This is a genomic window from Polynucleobacter sp. MG-Unter2-18 (genome assembly GCF_018687675.1).
Taxonomy (GTDB): Bacteria; Pseudomonadota; Gammaproteobacteria; order Burkholderiales; family Burkholderiaceae; genus Polynucleobacter.
Genome location: NZ_CP061302.1, coordinates 578375 through 602432, shown reverse-complemented (window position 1 = coordinate 602432; position 24058 = coordinate 578375). Strand labels below are relative to the sequence as shown.

26 protein-coding genes and 2 tRNA genes are annotated in these 24058 nt (G+C 45.4%); 11 read left to right on the top strand and 17 right to left on the bottom strand.

Features of this window, described 5'->3' with window-relative positions:
• Positions 1-8: 8 nt before the first annotated feature.
• Positions 9-278 carry a hypothetical protein gene (locus tag C2759_RS03200; RefSeq protein WP_215356245.1) on the bottom strand — a complete coding sequence of 90 codons (270 nt, stop codon included), beginning with the start codon at positions 276-278 and terminating at the stop codon, positions 9-11.
• Positions 279-410: 132 nt separating this feature from the next.
• Here C2759_RS03200 and C2759_RS03195 point away from each other — a divergent pair, with 132 nt between their 5' ends.
• Complete coding sequence (locus tag C2759_RS03195; RefSeq protein ID WP_215356244.1) at positions 411-722, top strand: hypothetical protein; 312 nt, start codon at positions 411-413, stop codon at positions 720-722.
• Here the strand turns inward: C2759_RS03195 and C2759_RS03190 are convergent.
• Positions 713-1768, bottom strand: coding sequence for an extracellular solute-binding protein (locus C2759_RS03190; protein ID WP_215356243.1), 1056 nt, complete (start codon positions 1766-1768; stop codon positions 713-715). The genes C2759_RS03195 and C2759_RS03190 overlap by 10 nt on opposite strands.
• 62 nt (positions 1769-1830) lie before the next feature.
• Positions 1831-3387, bottom strand: coding sequence for an iron ABC transporter permease (locus C2759_RS03185; RefSeq protein WP_215356242.1), 1557 nt, complete (start codon positions 3385-3387; stop codon positions 1831-1833).
• Positions 3388-3455: 68 nt separating this feature from the next.
• On the opposite strand from C2759_RS03185, the gene C2759_RS03180 reads away from it, so the two are divergent.
• The 4 genes from C2759_RS03180 (at position 3456) to C2759_RS03165 (ending at position 6225) form a co-directional block, all read left to right on the top strand.
• Entirely contained in the window at positions 3456-4523 is a 1068-nt protein-coding gene (locus C2759_RS03180; protein WP_215356241.1) for an ABC transporter ATP-binding protein, read from the top strand.
• A gap of 102 nt (positions 4524-4625) precedes the next feature.
• Positions 4626-5105, top strand: coding sequence for a glutathione peroxidase (locus C2759_RS03175; RefSeq protein WP_371816913.1), 480 nt, complete (start codon positions 4626-4628; stop codon positions 5103-5105).
• Positions 5106-5124: 19 nt separating this feature from the next.
• Positions 5125-5808: a GTP cyclohydrolase I gene (gene folE / locus C2759_RS03170; protein WP_215356239.1), complete on the top strand. Its 684-nt coding sequence runs from the start codon at positions 5125-5127 to the stop codon at positions 5806-5808.
• Between the two features lie 21 nt (positions 5809-5829).
• Entirely contained in the window at positions 5830-6225 is a 396-nt protein-coding gene (locus tag C2759_RS03165) for a dihydroneopterin aldolase (protein ID WP_215356238.1), read from the top strand.
• A gap of 4 nt (positions 6226-6229) precedes the next feature.
• Here the strand turns inward: C2759_RS03165 and C2759_RS03160 are convergent, their stop codons facing one another.
• Positions 6230-6877: a glycosyltransferase gene (locus C2759_RS03160; protein WP_215356237.1), complete on the bottom strand. Its 648-nt coding sequence runs from the start codon at positions 6875-6877 to the stop codon at positions 6230-6232.
• Between the two features lie 72 nt (positions 6878-6949).
• On the opposite strand from C2759_RS03160, the gene C2759_RS03155 reads away from it, so the two are divergent.
• A complete protein-coding gene (locus C2759_RS03155) occupies positions 6950-7495 on the top strand; it encodes a YggT family protein (RefSeq protein ID WP_215356236.1) in 546 nt (181 codons plus the stop codon).
• A 215-nt stretch (positions 7496-7710) separates the two neighbouring features.
• Here the strand turns inward: C2759_RS03155 and C2759_RS03150 are convergent.
• From C2759_RS03150 to C2759_RS03130, 5 genes are all read right to left on the bottom strand, one after another.
• A tRNA-Ile gene (locus tag C2759_RS03150) sits at positions 7711-7785 on the bottom strand.
• Positions 7786-7916: 131 nt separating this feature from the next.
• Positions 7917-8006 (bottom strand) — tRNA-Ser (locus C2759_RS03145).
• A 55-nt stretch (positions 8007-8061) separates the two neighbouring features.
• The gene (serS, locus tag C2759_RS03140; RefSeq protein ID WP_215356235.1) at positions 8062-9372 is read right to left on the bottom strand and encodes a serine--tRNA ligase; all 1311 of its coding nucleotides are present in this window, start codon (positions 9370-9372) and stop codon (positions 8062-8064) included.
• A 31-nt stretch (positions 9373-9403) separates the two neighbouring features.
• The gene (locus C2759_RS03135; RefSeq protein ID WP_251367011.1) at positions 9404-10048 is read right to left on the bottom strand and encodes an outer membrane lipoprotein carrier protein LolA; all 645 of its coding nucleotides are present in this window, start codon (positions 10046-10048) and stop codon (positions 9404-9406) included.
• A 49-nt stretch (positions 10049-10097) separates the two neighbouring features.
• Positions 10098-12335, bottom strand: a complete 2238-nt coding sequence (locus tag C2759_RS03130; protein ID WP_371816912.1) for a DNA translocase FtsK — start codon at positions 12333-12335, stop codon at positions 10098-10100.
• 114 nt (positions 12336-12449) lie between these two features.
• Between C2759_RS03130 and trxB the strand changes: the two genes are divergently transcribed.
• On the top strand, positions 12450-13406 hold the full coding sequence (gene trxB, locus C2759_RS03125; RefSeq protein WP_215356232.1) for a thioredoxin-disulfide reductase: 957 nt from the start codon (positions 12450-12452) through the stop codon (positions 13404-13406).
• A 69-nt stretch (positions 13407-13475) separates the two neighbouring features.
• Here trxB and C2759_RS03120 read toward each other — a convergent pair whose 3' ends face one another.
• A complete protein-coding gene (locus C2759_RS03120) occupies positions 13476-13817 on the bottom strand; it encodes a DNA-binding transcriptional regulator (protein ID WP_215356231.1) in 342 nt (113 codons plus the stop codon).
• Positions 13795-14055 carry a BrnT family toxin gene (locus C2759_RS03115; protein WP_251367010.1) on the bottom strand — a complete coding sequence of 87 codons (261 nt, stop codon included), beginning with the start codon at positions 14053-14055 and terminating at the stop codon, positions 13795-13797. The genes C2759_RS03120 and C2759_RS03115 overlap by 23 nt, the downstream gene beginning before the upstream one ends.
• A 217-nt stretch (positions 14056-14272) precedes the next feature.
• Here C2759_RS03115 and ppa point away from each other — a divergent pair, with 217 nt between their 5' ends.
• From ppa to glnK, 3 genes are read left to right on the top strand one after another with little or no spacing between them, the layout of a single operon-like run.
• A complete protein-coding gene (gene ppa, locus C2759_RS03110) occupies positions 14273-14809 on the top strand; it encodes an inorganic diphosphatase (RefSeq protein WP_046329807.1) in 537 nt (178 codons plus the stop codon).
• On the top strand, positions 14775-16445 hold the full coding sequence (locus C2759_RS03105) for an NAD+ synthase (protein ID WP_215356229.1): 1671 nt from the start codon (positions 14775-14777) through the stop codon (positions 16443-16445). The genes ppa and C2759_RS03105 overlap by 35 nt, the downstream gene beginning before the upstream one ends.
• A gap of 51 nt (positions 16446-16496) precedes the next feature.
• Positions 16497-16835 (top strand): P-II family nitrogen regulator, encoded by a 339-nt coding sequence (gene glnK, locus C2759_RS03100; protein ID WP_015420723.1) that lies wholly within the window; start codon positions 16497-16499, stop codon positions 16833-16835.
• 33 nt (positions 16836-16868) lie between these two features.
• On the opposite strand, the gene C2759_RS03095 is transcribed toward glnK, so the two are convergent.
• Positions 16869-17918 carry a hypothetical protein gene (locus C2759_RS03095; protein ID WP_215356228.1) on the bottom strand — a complete coding sequence of 350 codons (1050 nt, stop codon included), beginning with the start codon at positions 17916-17918 and terminating at the stop codon, positions 16869-16871.
• Between the two features lie 73 nt (positions 17919-17991).
• Positions 17992-18624, bottom strand: a complete 633-nt coding sequence (locus tag C2759_RS03090) for a response regulator transcription factor (protein WP_215356227.1) — start codon at positions 18622-18624, stop codon at positions 17992-17994.
• A gap of 226 nt (positions 18625-18850) precedes the next feature.
• Between C2759_RS03090 and ilvD the strand changes: the two genes are divergently transcribed.
• Entirely contained in the window at positions 18851-20542 is a 1692-nt protein-coding gene (gene ilvD, locus C2759_RS03085; protein WP_215356225.1) for a dihydroxy-acid dehydratase, read from the top strand.
• Between the two features lie 75 nt (positions 20543-20617).
• Here ilvD and C2759_RS03080 read toward each other — a convergent pair whose 3' ends face one another.
• From C2759_RS03080 to C2759_RS03065, 4 genes are all read right to left on the bottom strand, one after another.
• Entirely contained in the window at positions 20618-21103 is a 486-nt protein-coding gene (locus tag C2759_RS03080; protein ID WP_215356223.1) for a copper chaperone PCu(A)C, read from the bottom strand.
• 64 nt (positions 21104-21167) lie between these two features.
• Positions 21168-21554: a DsrE family protein gene (locus C2759_RS03075; RefSeq protein ID WP_215356221.1), complete on the bottom strand. Its 387-nt coding sequence runs from the start codon at positions 21552-21554 to the stop codon at positions 21168-21170.
• Positions 21555-21625: 71 nt separating this feature from the next.
• Entirely contained in the window at positions 21626-23581 is a 1956-nt protein-coding gene (locus tag C2759_RS03070; protein ID WP_251367009.1) for a TonB-dependent receptor, read from the bottom strand.
• On the bottom strand, positions 23559-24041 hold the full coding sequence (locus C2759_RS03065) for a copper uptake system-associated protein (RefSeq protein WP_215356219.1): 483 nt from the start codon (positions 24039-24041) through the stop codon (positions 23559-23561). The genes C2759_RS03070 and C2759_RS03065 overlap by 23 nt, the downstream gene beginning before the upstream one ends.
• Positions 24042-24058: the final 17 nt, after the last annotated feature.

The following is a 24058-nucleotide window of genomic DNA, read 5'->3' as shown; positions in this document are numbered from 1 at the left end:
AATTGCTATTAGTAGGTATTGCACACAAAAATGTAGGTCATAGGAAAGCGGTCGTTCACTGTTTTACGAGTTTCGACAATAGTGGCGCCTCGCTTTCCTAGTTTTTTACACTCCTCTACTGCTGCTACTTGAGCGTCAGTTTCTTTGGCGGATTTAGGGGCATGTACCCCAACGGTTCCATCAGACTGTCGATAGACACCAAACTCGCTGGGCGGCGTAGCGCAAGCCAAAAGAAATAATCCAAGGCTTGAGACCAAAATATGTAATAGACGCTTCATAGACACCAATCTAACATCAAAAGAAGTAATACCTCATTCTAGCTAGATTCCTTAAATAGGCGCTTAAAGCAGGTCCGCTGAATTTCAATTAGGATTGGGGTTATTACAAACGAAATTGATTGAAAGCACGCTATGCAGGTATTTGCCATTAATCCCCTGACAAAAGAAATTAATAGTGTAGAAATTGCAGATACAAAAGAGGCACTTCAAGAATTAATTGGTTTTAGCACCATTGACTCCGATGAAATTGACGATAACGGTGATCGACTTTTCTTTGATGAAGAGTGCTTTATCAGACAACAGGGCAATGTAGGTCGCTTTAAAGTCGACAGCCTAGCACCAGTGGCTGGTATTGGCGTAATCGTCAATTGTAAAGATGGGAAAACTTTTCAATCCGCCCTCATCAATGCACAAGAACTACTAGAGCGAGTGACTTATTTATAACCCACTCTGTCTAACAATCTTTGGGCGGCAATTTGATTCTTACCAATCGCCGCAATAGATATATTTTCCGCTTTGAATGGACCTAACATTTTCAGGCCTTCATTTTCAATTTTGACTGACTTGACTACGGGCCACTCATTATTGCCATTGGCAAAATACTCTTGCGCAGAATCACTTGCCAAGTATTCAAGAAATTGTTTTGCAGCCTGTGGATGTGGCGCACTCCTCGCAACCCCACCCCCAGCAATATTGATGTGCGTGCCAGTCGTCTGCTGATTTGGCCAGATAAATCCAATCTTAGAAACAATGACTTGGTCTTCTGGCTTTGTTGAGCGTAAAAGCCTGACCAAGTAATAAGAATTTGTTAAAGCCACACCGCATTCACCTGAAGCTACCGCCTTGATTTGATCGGTATCGCCACCTCTCGGAGGGCGAGCCATATTAGCTACCATACCCTTGGCCCACTCCTCAGTAGCAGTCTCGCCACGACGTTCAATCATGGCGCCGATTAATGACAACATGTAGGGATGGGCACCTGAGCGTGTGCACACCTTGCCCTTATTGATGGTCTCAGCTAACTTCTCATAAGTATCAACGTCTTGTGGATTTACTTTTGCTTTGTTGTAGACCACAAGACGCGCTCTGGTTGAAAAGCCAAACCAAGTTGACCCCTCTGGCTCGGACTGAGAACGCAAGTTTGCGGGGATACGACCTTCTAAATATTTTGACTGAATCGGCTTAAAGAAGCCATCAATTTGAGCGCGCCACAATCGAGCTGCATCGACCATCAAAATCACATCTGCTGGGCTATTGCTGCCTTCACTTTTTAATCTCTCCGCCAAAGCATTGTCATCAGCCTCAATACGGTTGATCTTGATTCCTGTCTTTTTTGTAAAGTCACTGTAGAGCGCCTCATCAGTTTGATAGTGACGGGCTGAGTAGAGATTAAGTTCTTTCGCTTCTTGAGCCTGCAAGGGTAAAGCCAGAATAGCGCTCAACACCAATCCAGAGTTGCCTAGGAATTTTCTTATTAGTGAGTTTGTCATTGCTGCATTTGCGATCAGAATTAGATGAAATCTAATGTATCACAAATACGAATGATTATCAATTAGGACTTGGAAATGACCCTTGAAAGTAGCAGGACTGGGAAAAGCCCAACCAAAACAATGGTTAAGGAAGGTAATGCCAATTCAGCAAGACGCTCATCTGCGGCCAGCTGATAGGTTGCAACAGCCAGAGTATCAAAATTAAATGGGCGCAGTAAGAGCGTGGCAGGCAATTCCTTCATAACATCTACGAAGACAAAGAGGCCCGCAGTAATCAGACTGCGCCTGAGCAAGGGCACATGAACCCGCTTCAAAATCTGCATTCTGGAGAGCCCCAGTAGCGCTGCGGAAGCATCCATCGAAGGCGTTATACGCACCAGACCTGCCTCTACACTCTGCAAACTAGAAGAAAGAAAGCGGACTAGGTATGCATAGATCAGCACTAACATGCTGGCAGACATCCACCAAGCAAGCTGAAAGATTTCCAGAAAAGAAAGGATGCCAATGGCCAATACTGCACCAGGTAGCGCATAGCCAAAACCCAATAATCGATTAACCCAACTTAATCGTGCATTCATTCTTACCGAGTAAGCAAAAAATATGGCGAGCGCAACAGAGATCAATGCTGTCAAAATCGAAACCGACAGCGAATTACTCAGCCAATCTAGATAACGAATATCGATCGCAAGGCCTTGCTTAAAGACCAATTGCAGGAGCGCAAATGCAGGTATCAAAAATCCGCATAAGAGTGTCACACCACAAAATGCAAATGCAAAAAAAGCTTTCTGACCTTGCAGAGACTTGGCAAGTGGTTTACCCCGTGTTGCAGAGGCATAACGTAATTTTGAGCGGCTACTTTGCTCGATAAAGAAAATAAGTAAAACAAAACTTAAGAGGCCCAAGGCAAGCTGCACTGCCGCCACTCGGTCGCCAAATGACAGCCAAGCCTTAAAGATACCAGTGGCAAAAGTCTGAACGCCAAAGTAAGAGACAGCGCCAAAATCAGCTAGTACTTCCATCAACGCAAGGGCCATGCCCGCAAAGATGGCTGGCCTTGCCATAGGTAATACCAATTTTATAAATCCCTGAAGTGGACTGTAGCCTAGCGTTTCTGAAACCTCAATCAATCGACCACTGCGCTCTAAGAATGCCGTACGAGTAATGAGATAAACATAAGGAAATAGGCAGAATGAGAAAGACCAAATAGCTCCACTCAAGGATCTTGGATCTGGAAAAAACAAGAGCGCATCAACTCCTAGTGCAGCGCGCAGCGTACTCTGTATCGGACCCGAAAACTGCAAGAGATCGACAAAGAGATAGGCCATGACATAAGTAGGCACTGCCAAAGGCAGAATGAGGGCCCACTCAAATATTTTCTTCCCTGGAAAATCATAGCTGGCAATAATCCACGCATTACCTACCCCAAGAATAAACACCCCCACACCGACACCAAGAATAAGCGCTAAGGTCGAGGCAATATAGCCGCCTAGTACAAAGTTCCATAAATGACTGAGGGTGCCAGTAGCCAACAACTCCTTGCCAGGGAATAGGAAAGGTGCCGCCAGGCCAAAGAGGGGCAAAAATAACAACAGGGCAAGTGGCACCACAATACGATTCATGAAATCGGCAATCCGTTTAGACTCTAGCTATGTATTAAACCACTAGCATTAATGAGAAAATTATAGAGATGAACTCTGCTCGCACCCTGCTTTCGATTCAAGCACTGGAAATCGACTACCCTAGTCGTGATGGTCAGGGTCGTGTTACTGCGGTTAAAAACCTGAATCTCGATCTAGCTCAAGGTGAGATTGGCTGCCTATTGGGCTCATCTGGTTGCGGTAAATCTACCGTCTTGAGAGCAATTTGTGGGTTTGAACCCGTTAAAGCAGGAAAAATCCTCTTGCGTGATCATGTGGTGAGCTCAACATCCTCTCACCTCCCACCGAACCAAAGAAAAGTCGGCATGGTCTTTCAGGACTTCGCCCTCTTCCCCCATCTCAATGTTTTAGAAAATATTGCGTTTGGCTTGCAACACCTATCAAGCAATGAAAGGTCTGCAGTGGCAATGGAGTGGCTTAAGCGGGTTTCACTATCTGATAAAGCCGATGCATACCCTCATGAGCTCAGTGGCGGACAACAGCAGCGTGTGGCACTAGCCAGGGCAATGGCACCAGAGCCGGATTTAATTTTGCTAGATGAGCCCTTCTCTAGTTTAGATATTGAACTTAGAGAGCGTCTTGCAGGCGAGATGCGCGAAATCCTCAAGTCAAATAACATTACCGCCTTGTTGGTCACGCATGATCAATTTGAAGCCTTTGCCATTGCCGATAAGGTCGGCGTGATGACAGATGGCAAAGTACTTCAATGGGATATCCCCTACGAGCTGTATCACAAGCCAGCCAATCGGTATATTGCGGACTTTATTGGTCGTGGAGTATTTCTGAAAGGTGTCGTCCAAGCTAACAACAAAGTCAGAATTGAGTTAGGTGAACTCGACCTGGAAGAAGACCGTAGCGCGGAAGTTGGAAAAGAAATCGACGTACTATTGCGCGCCGATGATATTCAGCATGATGACCACAGCACCCTGCTCGCAGAGGTTGTACGCAAGACCTTTAGGGGGGCTGACTTCTTGTACACCCTCAAGCTAGCTTCGGGTGTTGAAATTTTTGCTTTCGTACCCAGCCACCATGATCATGCAATTGGTGAAAGAATTGGTATCCACCTAGTAGCTGATCACGTAGTCACATTTAGCTAACGAGTCGCCTCACGAAGAAAAGCACCCTCATTTCACTCTCAGCGGAAAGCACTCTTTTCAGATACATTGTGATTTTGCCACTGCAGGATCTTTTTCTGGAAATTGAACGTGCTACCAAATATAGAGTTAGAGCGCCTAAACGGCAATAAAGAACAAATCACTGACTATGCAGACAAAGTTCTGTTGGTAATTAATGTAGCTAGCCAGTGCGGCTTTACATCCCAGTACAAAGAGCTGCAAGATCTCTATGTTAAATATCATAGCCAAGGCTTAGAAATTCTTGCTTTTCCCTGCAACCAATTCGGCGGCCAAGAGCCCGGTACACCTCAACAGATCGAAGCATTTTGCAGTACTCGGTTTGGGGTCACCTTTCCTGTTTTTCAAAAAACAGATGTCAATGGCTCCAATACCCACCCCCTCTTTGAATATCTCAAAACAGCTGCTCCCGGCTTGCTTGGGACCGAAGCCATCAAGTGGAATTTCACAAAATTTCTAGTAAACCGTAATGGGCTTCCAGTAAAACGATTTGCATCAGCGAGCTCACCTGCGAGCATCAGTACTGATATTGAAAAACTACTTTAATTAAGAAGAATATTTATATATGAACGATGGCATTCCACTCTCAGAAGTAATACGCAAACGCATCAAAGCTAAAAAGGCGCGATTTCATGCAAACGATAATATTTCGGCCTTTATTCAGGCTGGTGAACTCGATGCCTTAGTTGAGGAGGTCTCTGAGAAAATACAGGCTGTTTTAGAAAGCCTTGTAATCGATACGCAAAGTGATCACAACACCAAAAATACGAGTAGGCGTGTTGCCAAAATGTTCATTAATGAAGTGTTTAATGGACGCTACGTAGAACAACCATCGTTGACAAAATTTCCTAATGTCAGCCAACTGAATGAGTTGATGATTATTGGCCCCATTACCGTTAGAAGTGCTTGCTCCCATCATCTATGTCCGATTATGGGTAGAGTGTGGATTGGGATACTGCCGGACAAAAACTCTGCCCTGATTGGACTCTCGAAATACTCTCGCCTAACTGAGTGGGTAATGTGCCGCCCACAAATTCAGGAGGAGGCGGTTGTAGAGCTCGCCGATATGATTGAGAAGAAGGTCAAGCCTACTGGCGTTGCGATCGTAATGGATGCTGATCATTTCTGTATGCAGTGGCGAGGCGTCAAGGATCCTGACTCCAAAATGATTAATAGTGTGATGCGAGGATCTTTTTTGAAAGATCCCAATTTGCGTCGCGAGTTCTTGTCACTAATTGCACGTAATTAAGCTAGTTAAAGAAAGCATCGAATGGCATCAACGGCCTGCATAGAATTAAAAGATCTCCGACTAAACACCCAAATTGGCACTTATGCCCCCGGTGCCACCATCCCTGATCAGCATCTACTAAATTTGACTTTATGGATCAGCACTAAACTGATTTTGATTTCAGAAGATCTTATGGATCAGGTATTCGACTACGATCCCCTCGTCCTTGAAATCGATCGCTTGGCTGCCGATGGGCATTATGAGACTCAAGAAAGATTAGCTACTAGGATAGTTGAGGCATGTGCTCGTTATCCGGAAATTGAGTCTCTAGAAATTAGTCTCAGAAAAACACCCGTTCGAGAGAGTTCGGGCGTATTGGGAATCAAGCTATACCTTGATGTAAGCAGTTTGACTAGCTTGAGAACAACATTAGCTTAGACGCTTAAGCCTCTTCCTCAAGAACATCGATGAGATGGTCATACTTTAAAAAATTTTCACGATGTCTTCTGTAGTACAAAAGGCCTTCATTCAGGCTGGCTACAGTAGCGCCCTGCTCGCGCATTTTGTCCCAGAGATTCCAATCCTCCTGCGGATGAATGCCATCGGCATACCTTTCCTTGTAACCCACTTGCTGACCCAGAGAGGTTCGATACATCATTGAACCGTGATGCTTTCCTTCGCGGTCCCAGTAGAGATCTCCTTGGTGAGACCTAGTCTCGCCAGGAACACGGTCATGAATCTCTTCCTTTAACTCGCCAGTAACCACAATGTCATAAGTAACGATATCTGCATGAGCATTGGATAGCAGCTCAATTGCATCCGATCTGAGCCAATTGTCAGCGCCAACAAAAAGAACGTATTCTGTATTGACTCCCATTAGCACATCATGGAAGTTATCCACAGTACCTAAATTCTGAGGCCTGAGGATATATTCAATATCGGGATATAAGCCAGGTAAATGGCCGCAATCATGCGCTCCATCATCGACAAATAGAATTCTGGCGGGGGCTTTTGTTTGAGATAGTAAGGACTCAATGCAGTGGGCTGCAAGGTGACCGTATTTATAAGAGGCGATAACGACAGTAATCATATTGGAGGGCATTAGAACACGAAAGTGTGATGCCCTAATGAAGCAGAGCTTTAAACCCCATACAATAGACGTATGTTGATACAAATCGCCAACCTTCTCCTCCAAGTTCTCATTAGCATTGTTGCTGGAGCGTGTCTCCTGAGATGCTATCTCCAGTGGCTCGCATTTAATCTAGGATCAGGCCAGAGCAGAACAATTGGCGCTTACGTGCTACCGCTGAGCAATTGGATTGTTATTCCACTTCGCAAGCTGATTCCTAGTATTGGCCGCTTTGATGTTGCCAGCTTTTTAGCTGCCTACCTACTGGTCGCAGGCAAGACAGCAATTCTTTTATTGCTCTCAGGAGCCACTCTTACTAACATCTCGTGGCTTCTATTGGCCTTAATTGATTTAGTCGACCTGATACTTTCGGGGTTGGTTGGCTTGGTTTTTGCAAGTGTCATTCTCTCTTGGGTTAGTGCTGGCTCCCAGATTCAGTACTTAGTCTCACTACTGGTTGAGCCTCTGCTGGCACCAATCAGAAAAGCAATGCCCAAATTTGGAGCCTTAGATTTATCACCGCTAATGCTGCTACTCATCTTGCAAGTTCTACAGATTGTAGTGAGCAATCTGAGGTGACTAATTAAGTCTAGTTAGCCTCAAGATGCTCCAGAATGACCTTGATAAAGTGTTCACCATAACGCTCTAACTTAGCTTGCCCGACTCCACCTCCGCAGTGACTGCTTACGCGTCAAAACTGACTTTGGCGTACATAACCTACGGAATGACTGCTAACAAACCATAAGAAACGGTCACAGATAATAGAATCAGCCGAAGATAGTCCAAGCGTTTCATGGTGGCCCACCAGGACTTGAACCTGGGACCAAAGATTATGATTCCTCTGCTCTAACCGACTGAGCTATGAGCCCTTAATGACACTATCCGGCCGAAAGCGGACCATCAGCGCCAAAAGAAATGCCACCCCCGAATGATGGCTTTGGTAACGTTTTTGGTAACAAGGTCGTTGTATTGCAACAAAGCCTCGTAATAGCTATTGACTTGGCGGAGAGGGTGGGATTCGAACCCACGGTACCTTTGACAGTACGCTTGATTTCGAGTCAAGTACATTCGACCACTCTGCCACCTCTCCGAACCAAACAGCGATTATAGCTGTTGGGGATTTCTTATATTTCTGACTATTTAAGCTAGATGGACTTTAATACTTCTAGGCCACCCAAGTAAGGTCGCAATGCTTTCGGTATTGCGATGCTACCGTCAGCCTGCTGGCAATTCTCTAGAAGTGCAACACCAGTTCTGCCAACCGCCAAGCCTGATCCATTCAAGGTATGTACTAACTCTGGCTTACCTTGGCCAGCTTTATATCTTGCCTGCATACGTCTAGCCTGAAAATCACCCATGTTGGAGCAAGAGCTAATCTCGCGGTAGGCATTTTGTGATGGGATCCATACCTCAAGGTCATAGGTCTTTGTACTTCCAAAGCCCATATCGCCAGTGCAGAGTAATACTTTTCTATATGGCAGCTCAAGTAATTCCAAAACCTTTTCAGCATGCGAAGTTAATTCTTCAAGCAACTGCATTGAGTCTTCTGGCTTTGCAATTTGTACGAGCTCTACTTTTTCAAATTGGTGCTGACGAATCATGCCACGCACATCACGGCCATAGCTTCCAGCCTCGGATCTAAAACATGGAGTATGAGCAGCAAATTTCAGTGGCAACTCTTCTGCTGCAGTAATAGTGTCACGCACTAAATTAGTAACCGGTACTTCTGCTGTCGGTATTAAATAAAAGTTTTCAATTTTTGCTTCCCCTGCCCCATCCTCACCACCCATTTGACGAGGGACCTTAAACAAGTCCTCTTCAAACTTAGGAAGCTGACCAGTGCCCCGCATAGATGCAGCATTCACCATGAGAGGGACATAAAGCTCCTCATAGCCATGTTGAGTTGTATGCAGATCGATCATGAATTGCGCCAGCGCACGGTGCAATCTAGCGACAGGCCCCTTCAGCACGACAAAGCGTGAGCCGCTAATCTTTGCAGCAGATTCAAAATCGAGCCCTAGTGGTGCGCCCAAATCTACATGATCCTTCACGGGAAATGCAAAATCAGGGATCGTACCCCAACGCTTTACTTCCTTGTTTTCAGTTTCATCCTTACCCACCGGCACCGCTTCATCCGGCAAATTAGGAATACCCATTAAGAAATCCGCAATCTCTACCTGTAATATTGCTAAGCGTGCTGCGCCTGATTCCATATCGACGTTGATCTGCGTTGCTTCAGCCATCTCAGCAGTCGCATCCTCACCTTTACCTTTTTTCATACCAATGGCTTTGGCCAGCTGGTTACGCTTTGCTTGTAATTCCTCAGTGCGAGTTTGCAAGGATTTACGCTCGGACTCTAAGGTGTTGAACTTTTCAACATCGAGTTGAAATTTACGCGTAGCTAAACGGGCAGCAACGGCTGCGATATCTTTACGAAGTAATTGCGGATCAATCATGTAATGCTCTATTAGTTAATGGGTATGTACGTTAGTTTAAGCGTAAGACTTCTGCGCCAGCAGGTGGCGCAAAGGTAAATCGATTAGCGGGTAGGTTCACATTGAGCTGAATCTTATCTAGCGTTACTAAAACAACGCTTCCAAGGCCATCAATGAGCTCCAGAGCTTTAGGTAAGCCATTGGCCATTCCGACAGAGATCTTGGTGTACGGCAAGTCATTGCCATTTTTTGCATTAGGATTTTTCTTGGGAGCTAGAGCAACCCATTTCATACCGAGACGATCCTCGCCCTCAACTAAATCAAAGTGCTGATCTAAAGAAGTCTCCCCAAATAAGATTGCAGCAGGAGTAGTAGCCAAAGCTTGGCCAGCAGGCCTAAAAGTAGCTTGATTTAAATCCTTGTCCCACATAATGAGTTGCTTACCGTCGGCAATCAGTTTTTGCTCATATGGCTTTTGGGTATCCCAAATGAATCGGCCTGGACGCTGAAACACAAAACGCCCCTGTGTTTGGCGCACGACTTTTAAACCTTTGTCTTGTGGCTCATTTGCTTTGGGTGCACGCAACTGCTGTTGCACAAACTCACCTTCAGCTGTTTTAGAGTTGCGCACGAATTGACGCAACTGCTCAGCCCCACTCTCGCTCTGTGCAAATACTACATTGGGAGATAAGGACACTAAGAGCCCTAAAGCTACTACCGAGAAAAATCTGCGCAAAAGAGTGGCCTTATTCAGAGGGGCGATGGAGGATTTCGCGATTACCGCCATTACCCATCTTGGAAACTAAACCAGCTTTCTCCATATCCTCGAGTAAGCGGGCTGCACGGTTATAACCAATACGCAAGTGACGTTGCACCAAAGAAATTGATGGGCGCTTATTTTCCAAAACAATAGCGACTGCTTGATCATACAAAGGATCAGCCTCGCCACCGCCTTCACCAGTCAGGGCATCGACAGTTGATTCGTCAGCACCTTCTAGAACACCGTCAATATAGTTCGCCTCGCCCTTTTCTTTGAGCCACTCCACTACGCGATGTACTTCATCATCAGAAACAAAGGCGCCATGAACGCGAACCGGCAAACCGGTACCTGGCGCCATATAGAGCATGTCACCCATACCCAGCAAAGCCTCAGCACCTTGTTGATCCAAAATCGTACGACTATCGATCTTGCTACTCACCTGAAATGAAATCCGAGTTGGTACGTTAGCCTTGATCAAGCCGGTAATCACATCCACGCTAGGACGTTGCGTTGCCAGGACTAAGTGAATACCTGCAGCACGCGCCTTTTGAGCGATACGGGCAATTAACTCTTCAATCTTCTTGCCAGAAACCATCATCAAGTCTGCTAACTCATCAATCACGATGACAATCACAGGGGCCTTATAAATTGGCTCCGGATCCTCTGGGGTCAAGCTAAATGGATTGGTAAGCTTCTCACCCTTTTCTTCAGCCTCTAGGATTTTTTTATTGAAGCCAGCAAGGTTGCGCACCCCAAACTTACTCATCAGTTTGTAACGACGCTCCATCTCATTCACGGCCCAATTGAGCGCGTTATATGCTTGCTTCATGTCAGTAACTACTGGACACAGGAGATGCGGAATCTTGTCGTACATTGCCATCTCGAGCATCTTCGGATCAATCATGATCAGACGCACTTCATCAGGCTTCGCCTTAAAGAGAATAGACAGAATCATTGCATTGATACCAACGGACTTACCGGCACCAGTAGTACCAGCAACTAAGCAGTGCGGCATCTTCGCTAAGTCAGCAACGATAGGGCTACCGGAAATATCTTTACCTAAAGATAAAGTCAAGTTGGAGTGACTATCGTTATAAACCTGTGAGCTCAAAATCTCGGACAGGTAAACCGATTGACGAGTTGGGTTTGGTAACTCCAGAGCCATACAAGTCTTACCTGGAATGGTTTCCACTACACGCATACTCACCACGCCTAGCGAGCGCGCTAAGTCACGTGAAAGATTGACAATCTGACTACCCTTTACACCGACAGCAGGATCAATTTCATAACGAGTTACTACTGGGCCTGGGTAGGCTGCGATGACTTTTACTTCTACATTGAACTCAGCCAACTTGCGCTCAATTAAGCGAGAAGTAAATTCCAATACATCAGCTGAAATGGTTTCTTTTACTTCTGGGACAGGATCAAGTAGAGCTAAGGGCGGCAATTCTGAGTCCGGAATATCCACAAACAGCGGCTGCTGTTTTTCACGCTCCACGCGGGCGCTCTTCGGAATTTCTACTGGGGCACGAACAATCTGCACTGGCTTAGCAATCTCCACCCGCCCACGAAACTCTTCAACGAACTCTTCACGCTCTTCGGCGGCCGCTTCACCTAATTTACGATCTTCTTCGCTATCGCGACGCTCACGTAAACGGTTATAAGAAATCTCAAGGGTGCGACCCACCTTTTCGGCAACATCTAACCAGGAAAAGTGCAGGAATAAGGATAGGCCAGCACAGAAGGTAAATAGCAACACCAAGGTGGAGCCCGTAAAACCCAGAGTCATCTGCAAGGGATCACCAATCAGCTCGCCCAAAATACCGCCAGGAGGCCTAGGAAGCTCCCAGGTCAGCGAATGCATCCGAATGGACTCAAGACCCATACTGCTCGATAAAGTCAGTCCAAAGCCTAGCCAACGCACCAATAAGGAGTCTGGCTTGGCATCCGGGTCTGGCGGAAGGGGGGTGCTCCAAAGTTCACGCCAGCCAGTCAGAACTCGACGACCAAAGAGTACTACCCACCAAAAAGCAGAAATGCCAAAAATATAGAGCAATAAGTCGGCCAAATAGGCCCCAAAACGCCCACCCAGGTTCTTAGGGGCTTCAAAGCTAGCATGTGACCAAGCTGGATCCGCCTTGGAATAAGTCACTAAAATAGCCAATAAACCCAAACAAAGACCCAGGGAGATAAACCATCGGGCTTCTAAAAGAAGTCGGGGCATCCTGCCCTGCCCTTGATTCTCAGGGGGCTGGAGACCTAAAGGAGTTTTGGACTTCGGGTATGCGGTTCTTGCCATGTTATACCGATTGTAATCAAGCAATTCTATAATTTGGATATGACTACAAATACCCCAAAACACTCCAAAGTACTTATCCTCGGTTCAGGCCCTGCTGGCTACACTGCTGCCGTATACGCAGCTCGAGCTAATTTGAGCCCCACTCTCGTTACTGGTTTGGCACAAGGCGGCCAATTAATGACCACTACAGATGTAGAAAACTGGCCAGCTGACCCAGATGGTGTCCAAGGCCCAGAACTGATGGATCGCTTTTTAAAACATGCTGAGCGCTTTAACACCAACATCATCTTTGATCATATTCATACTGCAGCTCTGACTGAAAAACCCATCCGCTTGGTTGGCGACTCAGGAACTTATACCTGCGATGCCTTGATTATCTCTACAGGCGCCTCTGCTCAATACATTGGCCTTCCAAGTGAGGAAGCATTTATGGGCCGTGGTGTTTCTGGATGCGCGACTTGCGATGGATTCTTTTACCGCAATCAAGATGTTTGCGTAGTTGGCGGCGGTAATACTGCTGTTGAAGAAGCGCTTTACCTTACCGGCATCGCCAAAAAGGTTACCGTGATTCATCGGCGCGATAAATTCCGCGCAGAGCCAATCCTCAATGACCGCCTCATGGCCAAAGTAGCTGAAGGCAAAGTCGAACTCAAGTTGAACGCCACGCTCGATGAAGTCTTGGGCGATGAAAAAGGTGTGACTGGAGTACGCATTAAGAAAGCTGATGGTAGTACAGAAGATATCGCTGTAACTGGCGCTTTTATTGCAATTGGTCACAAACCGAATACTGAATTGTTTATTGGTCAACTCGATATGAATAATGGCTACATCAAGACACACTCCGGCTTGGAAGGCAATGCTACTGCTACCAACATCCCTGGCGTATTTGCAGCAGGTGATGTGCAGGACCATATTTACCGTCAAGCCATTACTAGCGCGGGCACAGGCTGTATGGCTGCGTTAGATGCTCAGCGTTACTTGGAAACTTTGGACTAATACAAGCAATCCAAAGCATCCAATAAAAATACCTAGCATTGCTAGGTATTTTTATTCCTAAGATCAGTATTAAGCGCTGAGAGCAAGCAATGCAATCTCAGGCGCCCTATCCAAAATCTTCAATAAAGCTTTGGCGGCACCAGTGGGGCTGCGTTTCCCTTGCTCCCAGTTTCTAATAGTCTCTAATGAGACTTCGATACGTTTAGAGAACTCTTGTTGGGACAAACCAATTCTCTCTCGTACACCTTTTGCATATTGAGCAGCGTCTAACATGGCCGCTGCATCATCTTGCTGTTGATGCAATTTAATCAAACGCTCCGATGTCGCATCGAGTAATTTTTTATCGACGAATCCTTTGGGAAAGCTACTGGGATCATTTAGATCCAAGCTAACTCGAATGATTTTCTTCATAACGCCTCACCTCCCTACGATTTGCCCGCCTAGCTGAAATAATCCTCATTGCTGAAGGCCTCTTTGTATAAATCACTACAAACACTTTTTCATCTATGACGCCTAATGCCCGAAATCGCTCTTCCCCATAGTCCCAACGCTGATCTTTTTCAATCAACAAATTCGGATCTATAAAAACTGACAGAACATATGTGAAATCAAAATTTCGAGAGATCTGGCATAAGTCACTTTTAGCCATATCCCATTCAAAATCCATTAAGCGTATTGTAGGCCAATGGCCTACTTCCAGTCAAGCAAGCTAGAACGCATTTCGATAAGCCTTACTGCAGAAAGCCTTAAAATGAAGGCATTAAGCATTCATGGCTTTAATAGTAGGAAATAAATTTTGTCTTCAGCAGCATGGCTCTGCCTCTTTGCTAAGATCTAACGCACATTAATCACTAACCGGAGTATTTATGAGTTACGACAAGGTCAGCCCAGGTAAGAAAATTCCAGAATCATTCAACGTCATTATTGAGATCCCGATGAACGCGGATCCAGTGAAGTACGAAGTAGATAAAGAAACTGGCTGCCTCTTTGTAGATCGCTTCATGGGTACAGCAATGCATTACCCATGTAATTACGGTTACATCCCTAAAACGGTTGCCGGTGACGGCGATCCTGTCGACGTTCTCGTCATTACTCCATTTGCATTGGTGCCAGGCTCAGTAGTGAGTTGCCGCGCTATCGGCATGTTAGAAATGGAAGATGAAGGCGGCCAGGATGCAAAGCTGTTGGCTGTTCCAGAAGATAAGATTTTGCCAATCTATAAGCACTTACAAAAACCTGAAGATGTAAACGAATTACTGCTCGCCCAAATCCAACACTTCTTCGAGCACTATAAAGATCTCGAAAAAGGTAAGTGGGTAAAAGTTAAAGGTTGGACCGGTGTTGCTGGTGCCCATAAAGAAATTTTGGATGGCATCGAAGGTTACGCCAAGTCACAGAAGTAATTCAGTAGCCATTGGAGTGAGCTCGCAAAAAATCGCCCTAGCGCAAATCAACCCTCTTTTGGGTGATTTGCCTGGTAACGCGCAGCTCATCTCTCAAGCTGCCGCAGATGCTTATGCGCAAGGCGCCACTCTAGTTCTTACGCCTGAGCTTTCGCTCACCGGCTACCCACCAGAAGATTTGTTATTGCGCCCAGCCTTTATTGAGGGCGCCGATCGAGAGCTAGGCTGTTTAATGCTAGAGCTCCAGAAATTTCCAGGACTGACTGTCATCGTTGGCCACCCCAAAAAGACTGCCACTGGTTTACAAAACTATGCCTCCGTCATTCGTGATGGCAAGATCATCGCCGGCTATGCCAAACAAGAGTTACCCAATCATGAAGTATTTGATGAGGTACGCTATTTCATACCCGGTCATGAAGCCTGCGTCTTTGAGCATGCAGGCATTCAGTACGGACTCATTCTTTGTGAAGATGCTTGGCATGAGGGTCCTGCTAAACAGGCTCATGCAGCAGGTGCCCAAGTACTGCTAGTTCTCAATGCTTCGCCTTATCACCTCCAAAAAGAATCCTTACGTATTGAGGTGCTGCGCAAACAAATCGCCTTAAACAAGATGCCGCTGGTTTATGTGAACGCGGTAGGCGGCCAAGATGAGCTAGTTTTTGATGGCGGCTCATTTGCTTTAAATAATGCAGGCAAAGTAGTGATGGCCCTGCCGCAGTTTGAGACTGCTCTCGGCTATGTGAATGTCAACGCATCCGCCGATCTAGAGCCAGGAACAATAGTTGCTCCATCCAGCGTAGAAGCTCAAGCTTACCAAGCACTTGTTCTGGGTGTGCGTGACTATGTTCAGAAAAATCGTTTCCCAGGAGTCATTATTGGTCTTTCGGGTGGAGTTGATTCTGCATTGGTGTTGGCAATTGCAGTAGACGCATTGGGTGCGGACAAAGTTCGTACCGTCATGATGGCCTCACGCTATACCGCGGATATCTCTTGGATTGATGCTAGAGAAATGGCTCAGAATTTAGGTGTTCAATACGATGAGATCCCCATTAGTAGTCCCGTTGATGCTCTGGAGCATGCCTTAGCAGAACAATTTAAAGGTCTCAAGCTCGATGCTACTGAAGAAAATATTCAGGCACGGGTGCGAGGCACTCTCTTGATGGCGCTCTCCAATAAAACGGGCCGACTAGTTTTAACAACCGGCAACAAGAGTGAAATGGCTGTGGGTTACTGCACTCTATATGGGGATATGGCTGGCGGCTTTGCGGTCATTAAAGATATTGCTAAAACTTTGGTCTATCGCTTGTGCGCTTATCGCAATAGTATTGCCCCGATTATTCCAGAGCGGATTTTGACGCGCGCTCCTTCTGCAGAATTACGTCCTGACCAAACTGATCAAGACAGCTTGCCATCATATGAAGTATTGGATGGCATCGTCGAGCGCTACATGGAGCAAAACCAATCTATCGCCCAAATGATTGCCGCCGGTTTTGATCCCGATAGCGTCGAAAAAGTCACTCGCCTCATTAAGCTTAATGAGTACAAGCGCCGCCAAGCACCTCCCGGCGTTAGAGTCACTACTCGAGCCTTTGGGCGTGACTGGCGCTATCCCATTACCTCCCAATTTAGGGCGTAAGCGGGCATTGGTTTTCAGTTCTAGGTATGATTACTGTATTAAGGGGAATATATGAAGCTAATCACATCCATTATTAAGCCGTTCAAACTTGACGAAGTTCGTGAAGCCTTAGCTGAAGTAGGCGTTACGGGATTAACTGTTACTGAAGTTAAAGGCTTTGGTCGCCAAAAAGGCCATACCGAACTCTATCGTGGTGCCGAGTACGTAGTCGACTTTTTGCCTAAGGTAAAGGTAGAAGTAGTCGTTGCTGATGACCGCGTAGATTCAGCAATCGAAGCGATTACTAAAGCTGCACGTACAGGCAAGATTGGTGATGGCAAGATTTTCGTTAGCCCAATCGAACAGGCTATTCGCATTCGCACTGGCGAAACTAACGACTCAGCGGTTTAAGAGCCAGCATTGATGCGCTAACTCCCCCGAGGGTTAGCGCTGCTGGGAATCCGTCCGGTCTGCAGTGGGAGCCGTCACTTCAGCAGCTTCCAATACTAAGGTTTTGTAATTGAGATTTGTCAGGCGCACTTTAGCGCCCTGAAAAAACACATCAGCCTGAGCAAGGCCCCCAGTCAGGACTTTGAATGGAGGCTTTCCATAAAAAGATGCTCCCGCGCTAGGTTCAATCATCTTGTTTTGCATCTTCCCAGTAGCGTCACTTACACACACTACTTGCTTTGATTTCACTTGCACATAAACCATATCGGCTGCCTTGCGAGGTGCATCTGTTTTATAACTAATAACGCCTTCCTCAGCAGGGCAAGCTGTTACAAGTTCCGCGCTGGCAGCTGGAATCGCAGCAACAGGAGTGCTTGCTACTGGAGCTATTGGCGCAGGTTCTGTTGGGTTTACAGCGGGTGCCGGCTCAATAATTTCTTCTTTTACAACAACAATTTCCTCTGGCTTGTCTGCAAAAAAGAGTGGGCGTAAGTTAAGCACCGAAAACACGAGTGCCGCTAAAACGCTAAGACCCAGAAATAACTTCTTTGACGGAGCAGACCTTGAACTGGCCGATGTTGCAGGAAAAGGAATTTCTTTCAATGCCGCTTTCACAGACTCTACTTTTATAGATTCTGCTTTTTTGACTGACTGTTTATCTTCCTCAGGCCCTGGCACTGGAGCTTCAACCTTTTCCGCCACCTCTTTAAGGAGAGCGACTTCTGTTTGTTCTGACGCTTTTATAGTAGGCGCAACAGAAGGCTCTTCTGCACTTACTGATTCAATTTCTTTTATTGAAACTTCACCACCAAAATCAAACGCCTCTTCATCGCTTAATTTGAGGAGCTTTGCCACTTTCTTGGCAGCAGTAAATTTAATTTGAACACCGTAAAAAGAACTCATTTCGCCATTTTCGATTTGCTCGATTTGGCGAGTGGATAGGCAGGCCATGCCACCAAGCTCTTTGGTGCTTAAGTTCAGGTTTTCGCGAGCCTTAGTAAAAGCCTCTTTGCGAATATCTGGAGGTTTGGAATCGGTATTCACAAAAGTGTTGTAAGTGCTTTATCTATCAAAAGTTGCCCCATCATAGTGCCTATAAATTACAAGGGAAATTAGCTTAAGAGCTAATTTTTTGTAAATTCTCAAGATCAGATTCTAGGTACTTAGCGACTAGCGTTTGGACTGATTCCACATTCATCTTATCCATCACTCTAGCCTTATGAACCTTGATCGTTGCGTCAGTTGTGCCCAGTTTGACGGCAATATCCTTATTTAGCAATCCCTTTACCAACCAAAAACAGACCTCCCTCTCCCTGGGCGTCAGAGTTGCATAGTCTTTTTTAGTTTCCACTTCTTTAGAGATCCGCTTGAGTTGGCGCCTATCAAACTCAAGCGCATCTGCCACAGCCCTTAATAGATCTTCCAAATTAAAGGGCTTAAAAAGGAAGTCGACAGCGCCACGCTTAAGACTTTTAACGATTTGATGGGGGTGGCTCTGCCCGCTGACAAACACAATAGGGGTTTTGCGGCCCAGTTGAACCAATTTTTCCTGCAAATCAAGGCCAGTCATATCCGGCATTTGCATATCAAGCAATATGACCGCGGGCGCTACCGGTACAGAATGCTCTAAAAATGTTAACGCAGAGGAATAATCCTCCACCGTATAGCCAACATCTTTCAACATTCGACTTAAAGAAGTACGTATCGACTCATCGTCGTCGATTAGATAGATGTGACCAACTTTAGTCATTGAATTTAAAAGGAAAAATGGAACATGAGTCAATTTACCGCAGGTTTTTTAGGATGGGTATTAGCTTTTAAGCTAATAAATTCACTGAATCACCAAATACAATAGAGAAATGTACTTGTTGCGATGCATGATAGAAGCATGCCCCCCTATAAAACCCCTGCATTACCCCTTTTATCACGGCACAATAGAGCTTTTCGACAAATTCTTTTCTGGAGTCAATATCAGCATGAAACGCCTCAATGAACGCTCACGCAATGTCACCGAAGGGGTTGCTCGCGCTCCTAATCGCTCAATGTATTACGCGATGGGTTACGAAGAGAAGGATTTTGTTAAGCCGATGGTTGGCGTGGCTAATGGCCATTCCACCATTACCCCTTGTAATAGCGGCTTACAGAAACTCGCTGATGCAGCAGTCAGCGCGCTTGAGGAAGCGGGTGCAAAGGCGCAAATGTTTGGCACTCCAACCGTATCAGATGGCATCGGCATGGGTACCGAGGGTATGAAATATTCTCTCGTCTCACGTGAAGTCATTGCAGATAGCATTGAAGTATGTGTAAATGGCTTATGGCAGGATGGCGTTCTCGTCATTGGTGGTTGCGATAAAAACATGCCAGGCGGAATGATGGCGATTGCCCGCACTAACGTACCGGCAATTTATGTGTATGGCGGAACCATTAAGCCTGGCCATTTCAAAGGCAAAGAGCTCAATATTGTTTCTGCATTTGAAGCTGTTGGTGAATTTACCTCAGGCCGCCTCAGTGAAGAAGATCTGAAGGGTGTGGAGCAAAATGCTTGTCCAGGTAGCGGTTCTTGCGGAGGTATGTATACCGCCAATACTATGAGCTCCTCATTCGAAGCTTTGGGCATGAGCCTGCCTTACTCTTCTACGATGGCCAACGTAGATGCTGAGAAAGTCACTAGCGCTCATGAATCAGCCATTGTCTTGGTTGAGGCTATTAAAAATAATTTACGTCCACGCGACATTATTACCAAGAAATCTATTGAGAATGCAGTGAGCGTCATCATGGCAGTGGGTGGCTCTACCAATGCGGTTCTCCATTTTCTAGCGATTACCAGCGCTGCTGAAATCGATTGGACGATTGATGACTTTGAGCGCATTCGTAAGCGCGTTCCCGTGATTGTGGATATGAAACCATCTGGTCAGTATTTAGCAACTGACCTTCACCAGGCCGGCGGTATTCCACAAGTGATGAAGATCTTGTTAGATGGCGGACTCTTGCATGGTGACTGCATGACCATCACTGGTAAAACGATTGCTGAAACATTAAAAGATGTTCCATCCGTACCGCGTGCCGATCAAAAAGTGATTCGTACTTTAGATACCCCACTGTACAAACAAGGTCACTTAGCAATTCTCAAGGGTAATATTTCTCCTGAAGGCTGCGTTGCCAAAATTACTGGCCTTAAGAACCCATCCATTACTGGTCCTGCTCGCGTATTTGATTCTGAAGATGACGCAATGGCTGCCATCATGGCGCAAAAGATTAAAGATGGTGACATTGTGGTCATTCGTTACGAAGGCCCTAAAGGCGGTCCTGGCATGCGTGAGATGCTTGCTCCTACCTCTGCCCTGGTTGGTCAAGGCTTAGGCGAGACAGTAGGTCTCATCACCGATGGCCGCTTCTCTGGCGGTACTTGGGGCATGGTTGTAGGTCACGTTGCTCCCGAAGCATTTGTAGGCGGCGTGATTGCCCTCATTCATGAAGGTGACTCAGTCACGATCGATGCTCACAAGTTACTTATTCAGTTAAACGTTGACGAGGCAGAAATTGCTAAGCGCCGTGCAACTTGGTTACAACCAAAGCCACGCTACACCCGTGGTTTGCTTGCTAAATACGCAAGCTTGGCAAGTAGTGCCAGCAAAGGCGCAGTGACTGATTTGGATTTAAAGATCTAAATTGATTCACCCAACTAAAAAGCCCCTAAGTAAAACTAGGGGCTTTTTTATTCCTCGTACCACTTGAGGTTTAACTTAGTGCTTGCTTGCTCCGCCATGACCTGCTCCAGCACCCATCGCATTCACAGGCATCTTCACTTCCACCTCACCCGCTTTAGCAAACTTGAGTTTGACTGGAACGGTCTCGCCTGCAGCCAATGGGGCCTTAATATTCATGAACATTAAATGTAAACCGCCTGGCTTCAATTCCACTGCGCCACCTGCTGGTACTGGAATATCTTTTACTTGGCGCATTTTCATCACATTACCGTCCATCGCCATTTCGTGTAGTTGAACCTCACCTGAAACTGGAGAGCTTGCAGAGATCAATTGATCGGCAACACCTTTGTTTTCAATTTTCATGAAACCGCCGGCCACCATTTGGCCCGGAACAGTTGCACGTGTATAAGCGTTTTCAACCTTAATTGAGCCCACTTTTACCTCTTGTGCTTTTACAGTAGTAGTCAAACCTAAGCCCACAATAGTAGCTAGTAAAGCATTTAATAATGTATTGCGTTTCATTTAGAAATCTCCTTAGTTAATCTTCAATTCTCATCATAGATGCGGTTTTTATTCTCTTACTCTACTACCAACTCATTGTCTTAGTGCCATCCTTAAACAGGGCATCACCAGTTACCTTAGGGCTACCTATCCTTACCCCAGCGATCAAATCAGCTTCAGTAAAACCAGCTTGCTTTAAGCACATTGGGCACATGATGACCAAGGCACCGCTAGAAATTACTTCAGACAAAGCCTGCTGCTGATCGGAAAACTTGGTAGCTCCAGCCTTTACACCCAGCATCACTGCCTTGTCATTTAAGAAAATAGTCAATGGATGACCATTGGCAGAATGATGCTTGCCAAAGTTAATAGCCATCGTAGAACGATGTAATTCATCGGTTGAGAGGTTGATGAAGAGTGGATCGTTAGCACCGGCAAATACTGACAAAGATAAGCTTATCAATAAAGTCATAACTCCGGCTTTTAGTGATTTTGGAAACATGATGACACCCCTTTTTTATAAAAAACTATCTAAATAAATAATTAGTTAAAGCTTGTAGATAGGCCGACTGACCCCCAAGTGCCTGGCATTGGATATCCTTGACGATAGCTGTATTGTTGATTGAATATATTTTCGACCATCACAAAAACCTCACCTTTTTTTCCTAACTCAGGGATTGGGTAAGAAATTCGTGCATTGGCAACAGTGTAACCATCCATTCTTTGAGTATTGGAACTGCCATTGCGATTTAGATTTTGACCATAGAATGCTGTTTGATATTGACCATCTACAGACAACCTGAATTTTCCTACGTAACCAGTGATAGCGGCATTAAACGCATTTTGTGGTGCATAGGGTAGATTCGTAGTGCTGTCATTATTCAAATAAGTCCAGCCACCGAATACTGTCAACTCAGGAATAATCTCACGCTGGCCAGATAACTCAATACCTTGCATAGTGTACTTGCCATAATTAAACCAAGCAGCGTTGGCAAATGAGAATCCATACCTATTTGAAATGGTATCTTGAAACAAACTCAAATCAATACGTGATTTTTTATCCGGGAAAATTTTCGTGCCAACTTCTAGATGATTATTTTCTTCCGGAGATAGTTGTTTCCAAGTATCTGAAAAATTTACAAACCCCCCAGTGTTTGTTAAAACAGCTGCCGTTAATGCAGGCCCCTCCATTCCAGGGTAATTTATACCCTTTGAGGCATTTGCAAATACGGTAACCTTGTCCGAGACCAAAGAAACGCCGCCATATGGTGCCGCCTTAGAAGCATAGTAATTATTTTGGTACGTTCGAATGCCGGCAGATGGGACTAGCGACCAAGCACTATTTAATAGTAAGTTATGACTTAATCCAACATATGGCGAAGTCATCTTAAATGTAGGCAGCGTTGTTTTTGCCGTGCTTGTCTTGGCTACGTTAGTTTGAGTGATACTTCCATAAGAAGAGTCATAATCAAGCCCCAGCAATAATGTTCCATTTTGCCAAGGAGTAATGCTCTCTTTCCATCGGAAACCTTGCATTGTAAAGGGCTGATCTTCTGTTCCCCAGTCGGCTGAATTATTAAGGTTGCCCTTTCCTGTATTGGAGTAAACGCGAAACTCACCCTCTACAAGATCATATGAATGCTTGAGAACAGCTGTAACCATTTGCGCCGCAGTATCGTAAGTTGGCGCTACAGCTGGCGATGCCGAAAGATTACTTCCGGGATCTTTTACTGAGTTATTTAATGCCATTCCACTTACACTAGCCGACCAATTTTGATTAATCTTCATACCTAGGCCGCCCATAATATTGGCTAATTGACCGCTAGCATTCGTTCTATGACCATCTGATTTTGAGTAACCTTGCGCAAGAGAGTAGTCAATATCATCGCTACGACCAACCATATCAACTTGCTCAATAACTGTGTTGTATGAACCATAAGAAATACGAGCATTACCTGAAACGCCATTTTCTGGCCCAGCAGTTTTTGTGGTCAGATTAATAGATGCAAAGTTATTACCGGTAACCTGTGGTTGCGGGCTTTTGAATATAGTAATATTTTTCATACCATTTACTGGTAACAAATCTAGGACAGCATGATTCCAGATTGGCATATACATCGGAACATTATCAATATAAGTTTTAATCTCACTACCCGGGCGACTCAATCCCATACCTCGAATAAAAATGGAGCCCCCCTCATCACCGCCAAACGAGCCAACTGGGTTATATCTTGAAATTTGTGTTCCAGGAGTATTGCGCAATGCAGAAGCTAAATCCGCAGCATGTAAATCACGGATTGTGTCATCAGTAATAACAGCAGATACACTTGAAAACTTATCAATCTCAATTTCCGCTACGTCTGGCTTAGCTGTAACGATTACATTTGGCAAGCTTTGCGCATACACATTGCCAGCTATGATGAGTGAGGCGGCAAGTGCTAATTTTGTTTTACATAGTTTCATTTTTAACCTCGAATTAATGTTTTGAATCAGATCCATGCTGCATACCGTGACCCATAGTCACGACACCATCAAATGAATCCAGTTGTTTAATTTTTTGTGCAGATAGCGATGCTTCTGCAGTCCTGAGTTTTGCAGTAATGTTTTGAGCAATCCTCTTGGAAATGCCAGCTGCCGCAATCGCGTTAGGATCTTTAAATCCAGCACCACCGCAAGCAATGATTTCCCAATCGGCATGCTTTCTTCTGAGGAGAGCCCGGCCACCCTTTTGACCTTGAGTCCAATCTGCAATCGCAACTTTGCCCTCAATAACGATCGGGGTGATTTGCACCTTCAGATTAGGTTGATCAAATGTCTTGGAGATCAACGCTTTGATCTTCTCTTGAGACTCTGCATCAGTCTGGGGATGAGCAACAGCATTTGAAGCAATGCAGATAGCTGCACATATAAATAGTGAGATGTGCCTTAAGAAAGGCCAATTCATTTGGATTGAAAACATGACTACTCCACACAAGA